Source organism: Aminivibrio sp., assembly GCF_016756745.1.
Lineage (GTDB): Bacteria > Synergistota > Synergistia > Synergistales > Aminobacteriaceae > Aminivibrio.
Window position 1 is genome coordinate 41,468 of sequence record NZ_JAESIH010000058.1, and the last position, 17,778, is coordinate 59,245.

A 17,778-nucleotide genomic window follows, 5' to 3' on the forward strand; every position below is an offset into this window, starting at 1 on the left:
CGCGGTCTCCTTTTAAAACGGCCTGTAGAGGGGGGCGATGCGGAAACAGGCGAGCATGGCTTCCTTCATGCTCACCGGATTGGCGATACCCTGCCAGGCGATGTCGAAGGCAGTGCCGTGATCTACCGAAGTCCGGATGAAGGGGAGCCCGAAAGTGACGCTTACCGTCCGGTAGAAATCATAGGTCTTGGAGGCGATGTGCCCCTGGTCGTGGTAGAGGGAGACCACCACGTCGTATTTTCCCTGGAGACCGAAGTAGAACACGCTGTCCGCCGGGACGGGACCCACCACGTTGATGCCCCGTTTCCGGGCTTCCTCCACGGCCGGCACGAGGTACCGGGCCTCCTCGTCGCCGAAGAGCCCGCCGTCGGAGGCGTGGGGGTTCAGGGCGGCCAGGGCGATGGTACCGGCGGGAAGGCCTATGGAGGCCAGGCATTTCGCCGCCGTTTCAATGGAATGGATCACGCCGTCCGTGGTCAGCCCATCGATGGCCTGTTTCAGCGAGAGGTGCCGGCTGTGGAAGAGGATGCGGAGCTTGTCCACCATGAACATGGTGTAGCTTTTCGTCACTCCGGACATTTCGGCGAGCATCTCCGTGTGCCCGATGTAGGGCTCCTTCGCCGCCTTCAGGGCTTCCTTGTTGATGGGGGTGGTGGCCACCCCCGCAGCCGCGCCGGACATGCAGAGTTCCACGGCTTTCCTGATGTAGGCCACCGACGCCTTCCCGGCCAGGGCGGACACTTTTCCCGCAGGAAGGGCCCCCAGGTCAGGGATCATGCCGAGATCCATCACGGGAAGTTCGTCAGGGGATCCTGAAATGCCGGAAGGTTCATTCACTTTGCGGAGCGTCGCGGGAAGGGAGAGCTTTTCGCTCACCGCCTTCAGGACGGTGAGGTCGCCGATGAGGAGCGGCACGCCTTCTTTCCAGACGTCCGGGTCGGCTATGGCCCGAAGGGCGATTTCAGGGCCCACCCCTGCGGGGTCACCCATGGGTACCGCGATCACTGTAGGTTTCATTGCAATCAAGTCCTTTCCTTTTTCAGCCACTGGACGGCCCTGTAGACGCCGTCCTCCTCGCCTATGAGGCCGCCCTTGGTCACCGCCGAGAGCCCGGCGAACTCCCCGTCGAGAATCCGTCCGCCCATCATCAGGGGCTGGATCTCCTCTCCCGGAGCCAGGGATGCAGCGCCGGAACCCTCGAAAAACATGGCGGCGGTATCGCCTCCGGAGAGAAGTATACCGCATATTTTCCTTCCCAGTAACCGGAAGGCCTCCCGTCCGAGATCCGCGAGCACTGCCGCGGTAGTGTTCTCAGAGCCCCTGACGATCTCCGGGGAGGGGCGGATCAGCAGAAAATCCGCATTGTCCGGGAGGTCCGCAAGAAAGGCCCGAAGCCTCGGCAGGGCGTCCGCGGTCCGCTCGCCCGGCAGCAGGGTAAACCGGGCACAGCGCAGTTTTCCTTCCGTCCAGGCGATCTGCCGGGCTGTTTTTTCCGAGGTGCTTCCGATGATCGCCAGGACGGTCCCGGCATTCCTCCCGGGGAGTTTCCGGCCGAGGAAGGCGGCGGTAAAGGGGCCTGGGTCCACGGGAATGATCTCTGCCGCCACGGAGACGGCACCTTCGGCCAGGATCTCGATATCCTCAGCCGTCATGGCGTCCGCCGCCGCCACGCTGACCCTGTCGGAAACAAGGGCGGAGAGCGCTTCGGCGACGGCTTCGGGGCCCAGTTTCACCGTTTCCATGGCGATGAGCCCGCAGGAAAATCTCCCGGAAAAATAGCCGGGGACGTAGCTTGACGACACGGGCCACATGGGGTCCCGGGCCACTTCGGTCCGCTCGAGGAGGGAGCCGCCGAGGAGATGGTAGCCTCCCACGGTGGTCCTCCCGGAGGCTGGGTAGGCGGGAACCACCAGGGCCAGGGCACCCGGTCTGGCGGAGAGGAGTTCCGCCGTCTCGTCGCAGAGGTGCCCCCTCAGGGTGGTATCGATCCGCTTCCCGATTCCCGTCGAAGGAGGCAGGAGAGCCGCGAACCGGCGGAAGATCTCTTTCGCCTCCGCCGGGGAGCGCCTACGGGTGTCGCAGTTGATCACCAGCGCCTCCCCGTCTTCCGGGACGGGGAGTTCCCCGGAGGGGCGGATGATCTGCCGGACGGAAAGCCCCCTGTCCTTCAGGAGGATGGACTGGACCGACGATCCCGTAAGGTCGTCGCAGAGGGCGGCAAAACTTCTCATGATTCTACTTCACCAGCCGGAGGATACCGATGGAGAAGACCGGGAAGTTGCTGATGAGCATGACGGCCAAAATCTCGGCCACGAGGAAGGCGAAAATCTTCCGGGTAATGTCCTCGAGGCGCACGTTGTAGTCTTTCACAAGGGAGACGGCCACGAAGAGGTTCACCGCCATGGGCGGGGTGATCATGCCCACGGATGTGTTCACCACCATGATGATGCCCAGCATCAGCGGGTCCATCCCTATGGACGCCGTGATGGGAAGGAGCAGGGGCGCCATGAGCAGGATGATGGCCTGGGTTTCAAGGAAGATGCCCAGAAAGAGGAGGATCACGTTGATCAGGGTGATCAGGACGAAGGGATTCGATGAGATGGAGACGATCCAGGCCGCGATCTCCGCCGACACCCTGCTGACCGTGATGAGCCAGGACATGGACTGGGACGTGGCGATGACGAAAAAGACCACCGACGTACTGATTCCGGCCTTGATGATCACCGTCCGAATGGTCTTCAGGTCCAGTTCCCGGTAGATGAAGGCGCTGATCAGGAGGCTGTAGATGACAGCCACGGCGCCGGCCTCGGTGGGGGTGAAGATGCCGCCGTAAATGCCGCCGAGGATGATCAGGGGCATGATGATGGCCAGGATGGAATCCTTCACGGCGGAGAACAGCTGCCCCCGGGTGCGGGGTTCTTCCCTGGGGATGTCGAGCCGGGCGGACTGGATCACTACCACCAGGCTGAGCACCACCGCCAGGAGGAGCCCCGGGCCGAAGCCAGCGAGGAAGAGATCCCCGATGGAGACCCCGGCCACCACGCCGAAGGTGATCATGGGAATGGACGGCGGAATGACCACACCGAGGGTTCCGCCTGCAGCCGCGATGGAAGCGGCGAAGGCCGGCGGATAGCCTTTTTTGATCATGGAGGGAACCATGATGCCGCCGATGGCGGCCACCGTGGCGGGGTTCGATCCGCTGATGGCGCCGAAGAAGGCGCTCGCCAGGATGGTGATGAGCCCCAGTCCACCCCTGTACCCCCCCACCATGGCGGAGGCCAGCCTGACCAGCCTGCGGGAGATGCCGCCGTGTTCCATGAGCCCTCCCGCGAGCATGAAGAAGGGGATGGCCATGAAGGGAAAGGAGTCGGCGGAGGTGAACATGCGCTGGGCCACCACCACCGGGTTGAGGGGAAGATTCCCGAAGGTTATCCCGGCTATGGAGGCGAGCCCGATGCTCACCGCAACCGGAATGTTCAGAAAGATGAGGAAAATGAGGACGGAAAACATGATCGTTGCCATGCTATCTCACCTCCGGGGTCCCGGCGGAAGCCCGTATGGCCGCTGCCGTTTCCCGAAAGGCCTGGACGGCCCTGAGAGCCACCAGGAACATCCCGAGGGGGACGGCGGAATAGGGAATCCACATGGGGATATACAGGGCGGGAGTGGTCTGCCCCATGGAAATCTGGTGGGTGATGATGCTCCTGTAGTAGTACATGATCATCCCGCAGAAGAGGACGATGACGCCGAGGCGGAATCCTTCGAGAAAGAGGCGGATTCCGACGCTCCGGAACCGGTCGGTGAAGAAGCTGACCCCCACGTGGGCCCCTCTCTTCATGCCGAGCCCCGCACCGATGTAGGCCATGAAGACCATGATGTACCGGGCCACCTCCTCGCCCCAGAACATGGGAAAGAGGTTCAGGTACCGGGCAAGGGTGGCTGTGAAGACCACCGCCACCATGAGGGGAAAGAGCAGAAGTAGGGCGTATTCCTCAAAATTGTCGAAGATTTTTCGCATAGCGGACCCCCTGTTAAATACCCTCTCGCCTGCGTCCCTCAGGCGAGGCCGAAAAGCACGGGGCGCTCCGGAGGAACGCCCCGTGCAGTGCCGCAGGAACCGTTACTTTTGGGCGTCGATGAGCTTCTGGATGATTTCCTTGCCCACTTTTTCCTCGAATTCCTTGTAGACGGGCTGCACTGCCTCGAAGAACTTCGCCTTGTCGGGCTCGGTGACTTCCATGCCCTGAGCCTTGAGGTCGCCCACGAGCTGCTTCTCGATCTCGATGCAGAACTCCCGCTCCCAGTGGCGGGCCTTCAGCTCGGCCTCGGTGAAAATCTTCCGCTGTTCCTCCGTGAGGGTTTTCTCCCAAAAGTCCTTGTTGATCAGCAGGATGGCCGGTGCATAGAAATGGCCCGTCAGGGAGAGGTATTTCTGCACCTCGGCGAACTTGGAGGTGGAAATGATGATCAGGGGATTTTCCTGGCCGTCCACGGTGCTCTGCTGCAGGGCGGTGAAGAGCTCGCCGAAGGGCATGGGAACGGGGTAGGCGCCGAGAGTCTTGAAGGTCCCCACGTGGATGGGGTTCTCCATCAGGCGGATCTTGAGCCCCTTGAGGTCGTCGGGAACGACCACGGGCCTCTTGGAGTTGGTGAGCATCCTGAAGCCGTTTTCCCAGATTCCCAGGCCGACCATGCCCTTGGAGAGGACGGAGTCGAGGATTTTCTTTCCCTCCGGGCCGTCCATCCAGGCGTAGGCTTTCTGGCGGTCCTGGATGATGAAGGGAAGGTCGAAGACGAGGAAGGCGTTCGTGAAGTTGGCAAGGGGGGCGGAGGAGACCAGGGTCATCTCCAGGGTGCCCATGGAGACGCCTTCAATGGCGTCCCGCTCCGAGCCGAGCTGGGATGAGTGGAAAATCTGGAGTTCGATCTGTCCGTTCGTGGCCTCGTTCAGGAGCTTGCCGAGGTGTTCGAGACCCTTGTTGTAGTGGGAGTCGGGGGCGAGGGTGTGGGCCACCCGGACGACGACCTTATCGGCGGCAAGAGCGGTTCCCGCGGAGAACAGGACCAGACAGACGGCGACAAGACACAGAAGCTTCTTCATGGGTTCATTCCTCCTTGTATGCTGTTCTTTTCGATGGAATACTGTACAAAGCTGAAGGAACAGGACGTGCTTTTTTTGATGCGGCTGTCATCCCCTTTCCGCAGGGATCCTGCATGAGCGGGCACCCCGATCGTAAACTGCTCTTCAGATAGCCTGACAGTATGAAAATGATAATACTCCGAAAAAAGATTCGATGCTATATCATTAATATATTCACATATAAAGCGAACAGTATGTTAAAAATATGAATATCGTCGCCTGTTTCCGCTTTCGCTCCTGCGGGGGGGCCGTGCCTGTGGGTATATTTTTGTCGCAATGCGTTTTCTGCAACCGCTTGCATTATGTTGGGTTTTGTGGTATGTTCCTGCCGGTTCAGGAAAAGGAGGTGGATACCATGAAGAACGGACAGGACGTTCGGTATTTCGTGCCGACCCTCTTCGGGTGTTTCGAAATAGTTCTCATGCCTTTCTTCCGCCGGGAGAAGGGCTCTTTTTTTACCATATGGAAGGGGATGGGGAAATGACGGTACAGGCAGATCGCGGATGGACGGAAAAGGCCTCGGTCCTGGGGAAGGAGGATATGGAGAGGGTGCTGCGGCGGATCGCCGTGGAGATCGTGGAGCGCAACAAGGGACTGGAGCGGGTGATCCTGCTGGGCATCCAGAGAAGAGGCGTCCATCTCGCGGCCAGGCTCCGGGAGATGATGAAGGAAACGGAGAAGGTGAAGGTTCCCACCGGGGAACTGGACATCACTCTCTACCGGGACGACATCTCCGTCCTCGCCGACCAGCCGGTGGTGCACAGCACCTCCGTTCCCGGCGATATTACGGGGAAAAAGGTGGTCCTCGTGGACGACGTTCTTTTCACGGGCCGGACGGTGCGGGCGGCCCTGGACGCAATCACGGACCTCGGACGGCCCGAGCGGGTTCAACTGGCGGTGCTGGTGGACAGGGGACACAGGGAGCTGCCCATCGCTGCCGATTACGTGGGGAAGACGGTACCCACGTCCAGGGCGGAGAACGTGGAGGTCCGGGTGAAGGAACTTGACGGCGAGGACAGGGTTGTTATCTGCGAACGTACGGGAGGGACGGAAAGTGGAGTGGAGGCATAAGAATCTCATCACCCTTGAAGGGTGGACGAGGGACGAACTCGCCTTTTTTCTCGACCAGACGGAGTACATGGAGGAACTGCTGAACAGGCCGATAAAAAAGGTTCCCGCCCTTCGCGGGAAGATCGTTATGAACTGTTTCTTCGAGAATTCAACCAGAACGAGAGCCTCTTTCGAAATAGCGGGAAAGGTGCTCTCCGCCGACGTCATAAACTGGTCATCCTCGGGGTCGAGCGCGAGCAAGGGCGAGACCCTGCGGGACACCGTGCGGACCCTGGAGGCGATGGCCGCGGACGCGGTGGTGGTACGCCATGAGGAAGTGGGGGTTCCCGACTATCTCGCGAAGAAGCTCACAAAAGCTTCCATCTTCAACGCGGGGGACGGAACGAACGGCCATCCGACCCAGGCACTGCTCGATCTTTATACCGCGAGGCAGAAACTGGGAAACCTCGAAGGAGCGAAGATGGCCATAATCGGGGACGTGCTCCACAGCAGGGTGGCCCGCTCGGATATGCAGGCATTCAGGAAGATGGGCGTCCATGTGACCCTCAGCGGCCCGGCGACCCTTATGCCGGAAAACACGGCGTCCCTCGGCGTCGGGTACGTTTCCGACGCCCGCGAGGCTGCCGAAGGGGCGGACATACTCTACTTCCTGCGGATGCAGCGGGAACGGCAGGAAGACGGCCTCATTCCGTCCATCGACGAATACCATCGCCGCTGGGGGGCGACCGAAAGCCTCGTGTCCCTCGCCGCGCCCCGGGCCGTGGTGATGCATCCCGGACCCATGAACCGCGGAATGGAGATCGCCTCGTCCGTGGCGGACGGTCCCCGGAGCCTCATCCTCGATCAGGTCCGGAGCGGTGTGGCCGTCCGGATGGCCCTGCTCTACCTTTGCCTTGGAGGTGTGCGTTAGATGATACTGCTGAGGAATGCCAAAATTTTCGACGGCGAAAACCTCGGGAAAACATGCGAAGATCTTCTCCTGAAGGACGGCGTGGTCGCCCGCAGGGGCACGGACCTCTCCGCTGAGGGAGCCGAGGTGTTCGACCTCGGAGGGAAGACGGCATGCCCCGGATTCATTGATCTTCACGTTCATTTCCGGGATCCCGGCTACGAGTGGCGCGAGAATACGGAAAGCGGCGCTTGGGCGGCTGCGGAGGGCGGATTCACCACGGTGGTGACCATGCCCAATACCGATCCTGCGGTGGACGATCCCGTGACCGTGGAATACCTGGTAGCCCGGGGAAAGAGGGCCGGGGCTTCGAGAGTGCTTCCCGCGGGGTGCGTCAGCAAGGGACGCCAGGGAAAGCATCTCGCGGAACTTGCCCTGATGGCCGAGTCCGGGGCGGTCTTTTTCACGGATGACGGCGCCCCCGTGTCGGACGCGAAACTGCTGAAGACAGCCCTTCTCTATTCGAGGGATCTGGATGTGAGAATAATGGAGCATCCCGAGGAACCGTCCCTGAGCGCGAAATCCCAAGTGAACGAAGGAGCGGTCTCCGCCGCAAGCGGTATGAAAGGATGCCCCGCCTCAGCCGAGGTCATCGACATCCAGCGGGGAATAATCCTGAGCCGGGAGACCGACAGCCCGATCCATTTTACCCACGTCAGCACGGAGCTCGGCATGAACGCCATACGGCAGGCAAAGAAAGAAGGGCTTGCCGTTACCTGTGACGTGACTCCCCATCACCTCTCTCTCGACGAGACATACATCCTTGTCAGCCGGTTTTCTTCTGCCTACAAGGTGAATCCGCCCCTCAGGACGCGAAAGGACGTGAAAGCTCTGTGGGACGCCGTCGCCGACGGCACGGCGGACGCCATAGTCACCGACCACGCCCCCTATCACATGGACGACAAGGACGTCCCCTTCCAGGAGGCCCTGAGCGGCATAGCGTCTCTGGAGTGCGCCGTCGCGGTGGTCCTGGACACCTGGGCCAAGACAGGCAGGCCTGTCCCCCTGGAGCGCCTCCTTGAGCTCTTCACCTCCGGGCCCGCGGCCCTGCTCTCCCGTCCGTGGCGTTCCCTGGGGTCGCTGAAGGAAGGATCCCCTGCGGACGTTACGGTGCTCGACCTCGAAGCGATTAAAAGGGTGGACGTGAACCGGTGGAAGAGCAAGGCACGCGTCTGCCCCTGGGACGGCGAGATGCTGCAGGGATGGCCCGTCATGGCGCTGGTGGAAGGCCGTGTCGTCATGAACAGGCTGAAGGATTCGGAATGAGCTGCGGCGGTTCCCCGCAGGATTATGCGGCGGCGGTCCTCGGGCATCGCTCCCTTGGTGATGGTTCCGGGCTGTTTGCGGTACGGTGCGAAGAGATAGCATCGTGCGCCGAGCCGGGCCAGTTCGTAATGGTACGGCCCGGAACGGGGTACGACCCCTTTCTGGGGCGGCCCCTCGCGGTGGCGGACGCGGCAGGCGATGTGTTTAAAATGATATACAGGGTTGTCGGGAGGGGAACCGCCCTCCTGGCATCAAAACGGCAGGGGGACCCCGTCACGGTGCGGGGCCCCATAGGAAGAGGCTTCTTTTCCGCCAGGGGAGAGAAGCCTCTTCCCCGGAAGGTGATCCTCGCGGGCGGGTCAGTGGGTGCGGCTCCCCTGCTGTTCGCGGCCCGCAGGCTGGGCTTGTCCCGGGTTGAAAAGACCGTCATGGGGGTGGCCGGAAAAGGCTGGGAGGGTTTCGCCGAGTGGCTGAAAGAGGCCTTCCCGGGCGTGGATCTCTATTCCGACGACGGAACTGCGGAGACAAAGGGAACGGTACTTTCGGGCCTTCCCGATTTCCTGCCCGCAGAAACGGAACTCTGGGCCTGCGGCCCCCAGGGTATGCTCAGGGCCGTAGCGGAAAAGTACCCCCGGGACGGACACCGGATAATGGCAGCCCTGGAATCGAGGATGGCCTGCGGCGTGGGCGGGTGCCTGGGGTGCGTCATCCCCACAGTCTCGGGGAACCGGAGAGTGTGCGTGGACGGTCCCGTCTTCACCGCGGAGGAGGTGAAGTGGAATGAGCTCTCTTCGTGCTGATCTTTCAATCGCCGTGGGCGGGCTCAACCTTGAAACCCCGGTGGTGATCGCCTCGGGGGTGTGGCCCTACGACCCGGCTCTCTGGTCCCCGGAGCGGCTGGAGGGAGTGGGCGCCCTCTGCACGAAGGCCGTGAGCCTCCATCCCCGAGAGGGGAACAGGGGAGTGCGGGTCTGGGAGACTTCCTGCGGCATGCTCAACAGCATCGGGCTGCAGAATTCAGGCGTCCGCGGCTTCCTCAAGAACGCTCTTCCCGTTGTGCGGAACTCCGGCCGCCCCTTCCTGGTGAACCTTGTCATGGAATCGGCACGGGATGTGCAGGAGAACCTTGCCGTTCTCCGGGACGCTCCCGGAGGCACAGAGGCGGTGGAGCTGAACATCTCCTGCCCCAACGTGGACGGCGACGGCATGGCCTGGGGCATTTCCCCGGAAAGCGCCGCGCGGGCGGTGGCCATTGCCAGGAGCGCGTGGAAGGGGTCCCTTTGGGTCAAGCTCACCCCCCAGGCTCCCGACCTTCCCGCCGTGGCGAAGGCCGCCGAGTCGGAGGGGGCGGACGCCCTGGTGTGCGGCAACACCTGGCTCGGCATGGCCATGGACCTGAAAAGGAAACGTCCGGTTTTCCAGCGGGTTGCGGCGGGCCTTTCGGGGCCGGCGGTCTTTCCACTGGCGCTGAGAACAGTGTGGCAGGTCTGCGGGGCCGTGTCAATTCCGGTGGTGGGGTGCGGCGGCGTGGCCCGGTGGGAGGACGCGGCGGCCATGATCCTTGCAGGGGCCTCCGCGGTGGAGGTCGGCAGCGCCCTCTTCGCCGATTTCGACCTTCCCCGGAAGATCGCGGATGGCCTTGCGGACTATCTGACTGAAGCGGGGGTTTCGAACCTTGCAGGCCTCGTGGCCCTCGGACGGAAATAGAAAGGGAGGAAGACCATGGGTAGCGGACTGAACCATCTCATTCTCGCCCTGGACGTGGAACGGGTGGAGGAAGGCAGGGAACTGCTCTCCGCCCTCAGGGGAGAACTGAAATACGTGAAAATAGGCCACCAGCTCTACGCCCGGGGAGGAATACCCTTCCTGAAGGAGATCATGGCCATGGAATATTCCGTTTTCCTGGACATCAAGGTCCACGACATCCCCAACACCGTGTTCATGGCGGTGGACGCCCTCGCGTCGGAGGGGATGTGGGCTCTCTCCCTCCACTGCGGCGGAGGACGGAAGATGCTCGAGGAGGCCCGTAGGGCGAAGGAAAAGGCGGGTTCCGGGACGAACCTGCTTGGGGTGACGGTGCTCACCAGCTTCGACGACGACTCCTGGAAAGAGGTGGCGCCGGGGTGTTCCCTTTCCCTGGCCCTTGAGAGGATGGCTTCCCTCTGCGGGGAGACGGGTATGGACGGCATCGTCTGCTCGCCCCTGGACCTTCCCGTGGTCACCGCCGCCGGGAAAGGACTCTTTACGGTGGTGCCCGGCGTCCGACCGGCGTCCGTGGACGACGACCAGGCCCGCACGGCAACCCCGCAGAAGACAATCAGCGGGGGAGCGGACTACATCGTGGTGGGCCGTCCCATAGTGAACGCCCCCGACAGGATCGCCGCGGTGAAGAATATCGCCGCCGCCGTGGAGGAGGGACTGGCATGGAGGAACAGGTGATGCTTGAACGGCTGAAAGAAATGATGAAGGAGAGCGGGGCTCACCTGGAGGGGCATTTCCTGCTCACCTCGGGAAACCACAGCAGCGACTACATGCAGTGCGCCCTTTTGCTCCGCTTTCCCCGGTATGCCGCTTTCGCCGGGGAAGCCCTGGCGAAAAAAGTGGCGAAATATTCCCCGGACATTATCGCCTCCCCGGCCCTCGGCGGACTCATCATCGGCCATGAAACGGCCAGGGCCATGGACGTTCCCTTCATCTTCTGCGAACGGCAGGACGGCGCCATGGCCCTCCGAAGGTTTCCCTTCCCGGAGGGCAAAAGGGTGGTGGTCATCGAGGACGTGGTGACCACAGGCATCTCCAGCGGGGAAGTGGGGGCCGTGCTCGCCGCCGGCGGGGCGGAATGGGTCGGAACGGGAGCGATCATCGACCGGAGCGGGGGAAAATCCTCCCTGCCCTCGGCGCCCGAGTCCTTGTGGAAGGTAAACTTCCCCCTCTGGAAGGCTGAGGAGTGCCCCCTCTGCGCAAAGGGAATTCCCCTGGTGAAGCCCGGCAGCAGGCCGAAAAAAAGCTGAAGCGTCTCTTTTCCCGGCACGGAGGATCAAGTTCCCTTTCTCTGAATCCCCAGGAACCGGTGACGCTCTCCGCCTCCAGATTTAGGGCGGGGGCTTTGGATTTTCCCCCTTCTTCCCTCGGTGATACAATGGGCACCTGAAAGGAGCGGGTCGGATGAAAAAAAGAGCGACAGTTTTCTTTCTCGCTGCGGCGGCGGTCTTCGTGATCCTCATCCTGGCCCTTGGGGGCGGAAAAGACGAAGACCGGCAGACCGGCGGGAACCCCGGGGCTGAACGGGCATTGCGGGCAGCGGCCATAGCCGGGGAGCTCGCTTCCGTGGCCCGTTCCCAGCTGGACTCCCTCTCCGGGGATGCCGGGAAGGACGTGGAGACGGTCGTCCGGGAGCTGGAAGACGGGGCGGAGCGGGTCCGAAAACTTCTCGAGGAATCCGCACCCCCGGAATCCCTGGATGCGGCAGCTGAAACCCTTGAAAAACTGCTCTCCGAAATCATCACCGATTACCGGCCCGAACCTCCGCAACAAAGGGAAGGGAGCGCATCTCCGTGACGACGAACGAAGAAACTGTCCGGCTCGCCCACAGGGTGAACGGACTGGTGAAAGCCTACATGGCAGTTCAGGACGACCTGTTCAGGCCGTCCCTCAGGAAGATTCTCAGGATTCCCGGCATCTATAAGCCCGTGGATTACGAAAAAAACGGGGAGATCCTCCAGGGGCTGCTGGACGAGCTCGTCGGGGTCAAATCGGCCATACGGCACGACGTTCCCGACTCCTCTCCTGAGGAAATCAGGTTTCTCGGGGCTCTCAGAGGGTACGTCTCCCTCATGACGTCCGCGGTGGAGAAGCTCCGTCTCATTTGCGACAGGCTCGGTGAGCGGAGCAGGGGGGCGGCCTACGGAAAAGAGGACTACAGGAGCGACATGACGGAACTGAGGGTCATCCAGAAGAAGCACCTCGAAGCGGGACTGAAACTCAACGGCATGATACAGGATCTGGCGGCCGGCCGGAAGAAAGAAGAAGGGGAAGACTGAGGTCTTCCCCTCACATCGGAGAAGAACAAAGTCCCTTTCCGCAAACTTCCTGAAAGGGACTTTGTGTTCATTTTTTGATCTTGACATTTATGTTCTTGTGAGGGTATCCTCACCACCGTCCATGCCCACCCGACCGTGGGGGAGGCCCTGCTCGAAGGGGCCATGGCGGTCCGCGGGCAGGCCCTGTCCCTGCCGAAAAAGGTGTAAAACACGGGGGCGGCCTCCAGGGGCCGCCCCCGTGTCCTTACCCGAGCAGAAAGGGCAGGAACTCTTCAGGGTCCGCTCCCCGGAAGAACCGGTCGAGCTGAACGGAGGAAAGCCTTTCCTCGAGGCCCTCCTTCCGGAACGGACAGCCTGCCAGAACAGCTTCCAGCTCGTCCCGGTTTTCCACCCCGAAAAAGTCGCCGAAGAACCGTGCTTCGACTATGACTCCGTTCTTCACGTTCAGCAGGGCCTCCACCTTCCCCCAGGGAAACCGGCGGACCTTCCTCTCGGTGTACTCCGGGGACTCGCCCCAGTTCCACTCCCAGGTGGCGTACTTCGTAGCCCTGAGCTTTTCGATGGCCCCGACCTCGCCAGGGGTGAGGGAGCGCTGCTCCGTTCCCGAGAGGGAGTCCCGAAGGGCGGCGATGAATTCAGCCATGGAAAGCTTTGCGGGGAGATGGGGGAGGATGTTGGTCACCCTGCTCCTCACGGACTTGAACCCCTTGGAGGTGAACTTCTCCTCGTCCACGGCGAGGGCCTGGCCGAGAACGGAAAGATCCGAGTCGAAGAGGAGGGTTCCATGGTGGAGGAGCCGCCATTTGTCCATGTGTTGGGCGCTCCCCGAGAATTTCCGCCCGTCGATGGCCAGGTCGTTTCTGCTGTTGAACTCGGCCTTCACGCCGAGCTTTTCCAGCGCCCTGACCACCGGCATGGCGTGCCGGGCGAAATCGAAAGGGGCACCCTCGTCGTTTGGTACGATGAAGGTGTAATTCAGGTTTCCCAGGTCGTGGTAGACAGCCCCTCCGCCGGAGATCCTCCGGACCACGCGGATTCCCCGTTCCTCCACGAAGGCCCGGTTCACCTCCTGGGCGGTGTTCTGGAAGCGGCCCACGATGATGGAGGGTTCGTTCTGCCAGAGCAGGAAGTAGCCGGGGTGTCCCCCGTCCACGGTCCGGTAGAGGTGCTCCTCCATGGCCAGATTGAATGCGGGGTCGTGGCTCTGCCCCTCGATGTAGTACATGAGATTCTCTCCTCTCAAAAAACCTCTTGCCAGAAAGACCGGCAGGCTTCATTATACAGAATATCCTGCAACGGAGGTGGTGCCGAAATGCTCGATTCCCTGGAAATCCTCACGCTGGTGGAGGATTCAGTGCCCATGCATGGCCCTTTCATCGCCGAACACGGCCTGTCCTTCCTTCTGACCGGAAAGAAGAACGGCACAGTCGTCCGGGGTCTTCTGGACGTGGGGCAGAGCTCCGAGGTGCTCTCCCACAACATGAAGGGTCTCGGGATTCGTCCCGAATCCATTGATTTCCTCGTCCTCTCCCACTGCCATTACGATCATACCGGAGGGGTTGCGAAGTTCGTCGCCACAACGGGAAAGGCCGATTTCCCGGTGGTGGCCCATCCGGCCCTTTTCCGCCCCCATTTCAGGGCGGATCCCGTCCTCTCCTCTAAGGGCATCCAGACCGGGGACGGGCGGGAAGCAATCGAGAAGGCCGGGGGCAGGCTGTTTCTCTCATCCGACCCCTTCCCCCTGGCCGAAGGGCTTGCAACTACGGGGCAGATCCCCCGGGTGACCGGCTTTGAAGGTCCCGGAAAGGCCTTTCTCACCCTCGAAGACGGCAGGGTGGCCCCCGATTCCCTTCCGGACGACATGGGCATCACCGCCCGGGTGAAGGGAAAGGGCGTGGTGGTGGTGGCGGGCTGCAGCCACTCGGGGATCGTGAACATCCTCAAAAGGGTCCGGGAACTGTTTCCCGACGAGCCCGTGGAAGGCGTCGTCGGAGGGCTTCACCTTGTCAACGGTTCCGAAGGGAAGATGGAGAAGACCCTGGAGGGCATCCGGGAGATCGGTCCGAAGTGGATCGCCGCTGGGCACTGCACGGGATTCCCCATGCAGGTTAAGCTCTTCCAGGCCTTCGGGACGGCCTTCTCGCCCCTGTGCGTGGGAAAGAAGTTCGTCGTCGAAGGAGCCTAGGGCCGGAAGACCTGCCGTTCAGACAGTCAGGGTTTTTCGGTCAGGCGAGTTCCAGGAGTTTTTTCTCCCGCTCCCTGCACCCGGCGGCGGCGGCGAGCCTTGCGGCGTACGCCATCCGCTCCGAAGTGAACCGGTCGCCCAGGGGCGACGGCAGTGGGTAGGGCTGCCTCCGGGGAGGGAAAAAGGGGGCGGACGCGGTTCGGAAAAGAACCCGTTCGGGCAGGGTGTTCCACACCCTGCTGAAGATGCCGTAGAGCTCGAAACAGTCGCTGAGTCCGAAGTGTGCCAGGGGAGAGCCAAGCAGCTCCTCTGCCGCCTTCGTGGCACCCGTGGGGAGCAGCTCTCCCCTGACCCGGGCGGAAGCCTCCCCGAGCTTCGGCCACTTCCAGCGGCCTCCCCGCTCCGGGCTTCCCGGAATCCGGCAGAATTCGGCGAGCCCCCGCATGGAGCACCACCATTTCCTGCCCCGGACCGCTTCCGGGGGGAGAAACGAAATGTCGAAGGACAGGTTGTGGACCACGATCCCCTCGGGGTTCCAGCCGTCCCAGAAGGCGGCGAGGCTCGCCCAGTCCTCCAGGAAGTGGAGGCCGTAGTCCTCCTCCCTGCGGAAATGGCCGATCCTGCCCGGTGTAAGCCCATGAACCGATTCAGTCCGCGGATCGGGGCGCTCCTCGGGGTAATAGAACCTGTTGAAAAAATCCAAAATCCGACCGTCCTCCGTGAAGACGATGGATGAGGCGGAAACGGCGGATGCGGCCCGAAAACCGTTGGTCTCGAGGTCGAAGACGGCAAAACGTCTGTCGGATGCCATGGGTGATCCTCTCCTTGTGCGCGGCCGGATACGATTCTCCCGCAAGGTTCGCGGTGAGGCGGACCGAACTCTCCCGGCAGAGAGAGAAAGGAATGACGCTGATGTTTCATGAATCCTTCGAAGAACTGCGGCGGAGAACCTCCGTCTGCACGGAATGCCCCCTCTCGGAACGGCGTTCCAGGGTCGTTTTCGGCGAAGGCCCGGAAACGGCGGAGGTGATGCTCGTGGGCGAAGCTCCGGGCGCCACGGAGGACGAAACGGGACGACCCTTCTCCGGCCGGTCGGGAAAACTCCTTACCTCCATCCTGGAGGGCGAGGGGCTGTCCCGGGAGAAAATTTTCGTCACCAACATGGTGAAATGCCGTCCTCCCAAAAACCGTCTTCCGGCGAAGGAAGAGCTGGCGGCCTGCAGGCCCTTCCTGGCGGCCCAAGTGGCCCGGCTCCGCCCCAGGATTCTCCTTTCCGTGGGCAATGTTCCGACGCGGGCGTTCCTCTCAACCAGAGAGGGAATCACCACCCTCCGGGGCAGGTTCCACGCCTGCTTGTGGGAGGGGATTCCCCTGACGGTGCGACCTCTCTTTCATCCAAGTTATCTCCTGAGAAACCGGAGCTTTGCGGAGGGAACGCCGGGCCACAAAACGGTGCAGGATATCCGGGATATTCTCCGCTTTCTCGGGGAATCTATCCCCTGAGTCTGACCTCGTTCGCGAAGGGGAGGACCCTCTCCCTGAAGGCTTCCGCGAACCAGGCCCCCAGGGGCTGCGTCTCCGCGAAGGCGGGATCGAGGGTGCTCCCGGGGCGGAAACGCTGCAGCACGTACAGGGGGGCTCCCCGGACCAGGTCCCCGATTCCCGGGGCGTCCTCCAGTCCATGGATGCCCGGCACCAGGGTGGTCCGAAATTCGAAGGGGATGTTCGACCCGAGGAGAAGGGAGATGCTTTTTTTCACCAGGGAAAAATCACCGTTCCATCCCGAGGCCGGCCCATATTTTTCCCGGGGGGCCTTTATGTCCATGGCGGCGTAATCGGCCAGGCCCCGGGCCAGCACTTCCTCCAGCACGTCAGGCCGGACGCCGTTCGTGTCGATCTTGACCCTCAGGCCGAGGGAACGTATCTTCCCGAGGAAGGGAATGAGTCCCTCCTGGATCGTCGGCTCCCCGCCGGTGACGCAGACGCCGTCGAGAAAATTCTTCCTTCTCTCCAGGTCTCCGAGAATTTCGTCGGGGTCGAAGGATTCCCCTCCGGCTTCCGGCAGGACCATTTCGGGGTTGTGGCAGAAGGGGCACCGGAAAGGGCAGCCTTTCATAAAGACCACCGCTGCCGTCGCCCCGGGATAGTCAAGAAAGCCCGTCGGGATATACCCTCCTATGGAGACTGATTCCATGGTGATTTCCCTCCTTTTCGCCTCCATGATATCACCCCCTCGGGAAGAGAGAAATCTCCGCAGGAAAGAAAAGGTATTATAATATAATGTTACAGGCCGGTACTCCGGCCGCGACTGCCCCATCCGCAGGGAGGGCAGGGGAAATTACTGGGGGGGAGAAACGGCGATGGGGCACCCACTCGGCCATTTTTCGGGCAGAGCAGGCACTGCCGGGCGGGGCCCGGCGGAAGGGAAAAAGGAAGGCCCGAGAAGCCTGGGAAAAGGCGTTCCCGGGACTCTTGCCCTTCTGTTTGCCTGTGCGGTGGCCTTGTATCTTCTCTTCCAGCCCTATTCCGGCCTAACCCCGTCCAGGGCGCTGGAAATCGCCAAAAGCTCGAGGGATCTCTCTCCTCTCATGAGCAACGAGGAATTCATCGCTACCTACGAGGATGCCGCCAACGCCGCCGAAACTGTGGGGTGGCTCGTGGACAGGAACAGGGACGGTGGTTTCCTTGTGTCCTACATCTATCTCGACGGGAAGGGCAATTTCAAGGGGTGGTTTTTCGAGGTTCCCCCGGGGAGCGGTGTTGCCAGGAGAGTTACCCGGTCCATGGGGGAGCATTTCGCCGCCCTTATCGACGACCGGTTCGAGAGAAGCACGCCGGCCGTTTCCGAAAAGGACAGGGTCACCCGCTGGGTGAAGGAGGCGAAAGCCCCGTCCGGCGGCGGCACCGTGCTGGAGGAGATTTCCAGGGAGCTCGACAGGACGGGGGTCAGGAAGGATCACGGATGGATGGCCCGCCCTCTCGGAAACGGGAAATGGCTGGTGGGGTTCGTGTACGAACCGGAGGGTGCCGGAGCGGGAGAAAAGAGGGGCTGGGTGTTTCACGTCAACTCCCGGGCGCCGTCCCTCCTTTCCGGAGACGGCCTTCCCCTGGGAGCAGGATCGGTGGA

The 17,778-nt window shown here is 62.1% G+C and carries 21 protein-coding genes; 13 read left to right on the top strand and 8 right to left on the bottom strand.

The genetic code is table 11. From position 1 onward, the window contains the following. Positions 1-12: 12 nt before the first annotated feature. The 5 genes from pdxA to JMJ95_RS09555 form a co-directional block, all read right to left on the bottom strand. Positions 13-1,017 (bottom strand): 4-hydroxythreonine-4-phosphate dehydrogenase PdxA, encoded by a 1,005-nt coding sequence (gene pdxA / locus JMJ95_RS09535; RefSeq protein ID WP_290684830.1) that lies wholly within the window; start codon positions 1,015-1,017, stop codon positions 13-15. Positions 1,018-1,022: 5 nt separating this feature from the next. Next, positions 1,023-2,231 (bottom strand): four-carbon acid sugar kinase family protein, encoded by a 1,209-nt coding sequence (locus tag JMJ95_RS09540; protein WP_290684832.1) that lies wholly within the window; start codon positions 2,229-2,231, stop codon positions 1,023-1,025. A 4-nt stretch (positions 2,232-2,235) separates the two neighbouring features. Next, entirely contained in the window at positions 2,236-3,522 is a 1,287-nt protein-coding gene (locus tag JMJ95_RS09545; protein ID WP_290684834.1) for a TRAP transporter large permease, read from the bottom strand. Position 3,523: 1 nt separating this feature from the next. Beyond that, entirely contained in the window at positions 3,524-4,018 is a 495-nt protein-coding gene (locus JMJ95_RS09550) for a TRAP transporter small permease (protein ID WP_290684835.1), read from the bottom strand. A gap of 102 nt (positions 4,019-4,120) precedes the next feature. After that, positions 4,121-5,101, bottom strand: a complete 981-nt coding sequence (locus JMJ95_RS09555; protein WP_290684837.1) for a TRAP transporter substrate-binding protein — start codon at positions 5,099-5,101, stop codon at positions 4,121-4,123. Between the two features lie 394 nt (positions 5,102-5,495). Between JMJ95_RS09555 and JMJ95_RS09560 the strand changes: the two genes are divergently transcribed. From JMJ95_RS09560 to JMJ95_RS09605, 10 genes are all read left to right on the top strand, one after another. Then, positions 5,496-5,624: a hypothetical protein gene (locus tag JMJ95_RS09560; protein WP_290684839.1), complete on the top strand. Its 129-nt coding sequence runs from the start codon at positions 5,496-5,498 to the stop codon at positions 5,622-5,624. After that, the gene (pyrR, locus tag JMJ95_RS09565) at positions 5,621-6,211 is read left to right on the top strand and encodes a bifunctional pyr operon transcriptional regulator/uracil phosphoribosyltransferase PyrR (RefSeq protein ID WP_290684840.1); all 591 of its coding nucleotides are present in this window, start codon (positions 5,621-5,623) and stop codon (positions 6,209-6,211) included. The genes JMJ95_RS09560 and pyrR overlap by 4 nt, the downstream gene beginning before the upstream one ends. Then, on the top strand, positions 6,195-7,121 hold the full coding sequence (locus JMJ95_RS09570) for an aspartate carbamoyltransferase catalytic subunit (protein ID WP_290684841.1): 927 nt from the start codon (positions 6,195-6,197) through the stop codon (positions 7,119-7,121). Before pyrR ends, JMJ95_RS09570 begins: the two co-directional genes overlap by 17 nt. Further along, positions 7,122-8,426 (top strand): dihydroorotase, encoded by a 1,305-nt coding sequence (locus tag JMJ95_RS09575; protein WP_290684842.1) that lies wholly within the window; start codon positions 7,122-7,124, stop codon positions 8,424-8,426. Further along, positions 8,423-9,226, top strand: a complete 804-nt coding sequence (locus JMJ95_RS09580) for a dihydroorotate dehydrogenase electron transfer subunit (protein ID WP_290684843.1) — start codon at positions 8,423-8,425, stop codon at positions 9,224-9,226. The genes JMJ95_RS09575 and JMJ95_RS09580 overlap by 4 nt, the downstream gene beginning before the upstream one ends. Further along, entirely contained in the window at positions 9,207-10,133 is a 927-nt protein-coding gene (locus tag JMJ95_RS09585) for a dihydroorotate dehydrogenase (RefSeq protein ID WP_290684844.1), read from the top strand. The genes JMJ95_RS09580 and JMJ95_RS09585 overlap by 20 nt, the downstream gene beginning before the upstream one ends. Before the next feature lie 15 nt (positions 10,134-10,148). Continuing rightward, on the top strand, positions 10,149-10,865 hold the full coding sequence (gene pyrF, locus JMJ95_RS09590) for an orotidine-5'-phosphate decarboxylase (protein ID WP_290684846.1): 717 nt from the start codon (positions 10,149-10,151) through the stop codon (positions 10,863-10,865). After that, positions 10,850-11,437, top strand: a complete 588-nt coding sequence (pyrE, locus tag JMJ95_RS09595; protein WP_290684847.1) for an orotate phosphoribosyltransferase — start codon at positions 10,850-10,852, stop codon at positions 11,435-11,437. Before pyrF ends, pyrE begins: the two co-directional genes overlap by 16 nt. A 154-nt stretch (positions 11,438-11,591) precedes the next feature. Beyond that, on the top strand, positions 11,592-11,984 hold the full coding sequence (locus JMJ95_RS09600) for a hypothetical protein (RefSeq protein WP_290684848.1): 393 nt from the start codon (positions 11,592-11,594) through the stop codon (positions 11,982-11,984). Next, complete coding sequence (locus JMJ95_RS09605) at positions 11,981-12,466, top strand: hypothetical protein (RefSeq protein ID WP_290684849.1); 486 nt, start codon at positions 11,981-11,983, stop codon at positions 12,464-12,466. Before JMJ95_RS09600 ends, JMJ95_RS09605 begins: the two co-directional genes overlap by 4 nt. Before the next feature lie 244 nt (positions 12,467-12,710). Here JMJ95_RS09605 and JMJ95_RS09610 read toward each other — a convergent pair whose 3' ends face one another. After that, positions 12,711-13,691 carry a lipoate--protein ligase gene (locus JMJ95_RS09610; RefSeq protein ID WP_290684850.1) on the bottom strand — a complete coding sequence of 327 codons (981 nt, stop codon included), beginning with the start codon at positions 13,689-13,691 and terminating at the stop codon, positions 12,711-12,713. Positions 13,692-13,778: 87 nt separating this feature from the next. Between JMJ95_RS09610 and JMJ95_RS09615 the strand changes: the two genes are divergently transcribed. Then, complete coding sequence (locus JMJ95_RS09615; RefSeq protein ID WP_290684852.1) at positions 13,779-14,651, top strand: MBL fold metallo-hydrolase; 873 nt, start codon at positions 13,779-13,781, stop codon at positions 14,649-14,651. A 40-nt stretch (positions 14,652-14,691) separates the two neighbouring features. On the opposite strand, the gene JMJ95_RS09620 is transcribed toward JMJ95_RS09615, so the two are convergent. Next, on the bottom strand, positions 14,692-15,462 hold the full coding sequence (locus JMJ95_RS09620; protein ID WP_290684854.1) for a hypothetical protein: 771 nt from the start codon (positions 15,460-15,462) through the stop codon (positions 14,692-14,694). A gap of 92 nt (positions 15,463-15,554) precedes the next feature. Between JMJ95_RS09620 and JMJ95_RS09625 the strand changes: the two genes are divergently transcribed. Further along, positions 15,555-16,154 carry a uracil-DNA glycosylase gene (locus JMJ95_RS09625; protein ID WP_290684856.1) on the top strand — a complete coding sequence of 200 codons (600 nt, stop codon included), beginning with the start codon at positions 15,555-15,557 and terminating at the stop codon, positions 16,152-16,154. On the opposite strand, the gene JMJ95_RS09630 is transcribed toward JMJ95_RS09625, so the two are convergent. Further along, complete coding sequence (locus tag JMJ95_RS09630; protein WP_290684858.1) at positions 16,144-16,872, bottom strand: anaerobic ribonucleoside-triphosphate reductase activating protein; 729 nt, start codon at positions 16,870-16,872, stop codon at positions 16,144-16,146. The genes JMJ95_RS09625 and JMJ95_RS09630 overlap by 11 nt on opposite strands. A 139-nt stretch (positions 16,873-17,011) precedes the next feature. On the opposite strand from JMJ95_RS09630, the gene JMJ95_RS09635 reads away from it, so the two are divergent. Next, positions 17,012-17,778: hypothetical protein (locus JMJ95_RS09635; RefSeq protein ID WP_290684860.1), on the top strand; the 767-nt coding region annotated here is incomplete at its 3' end.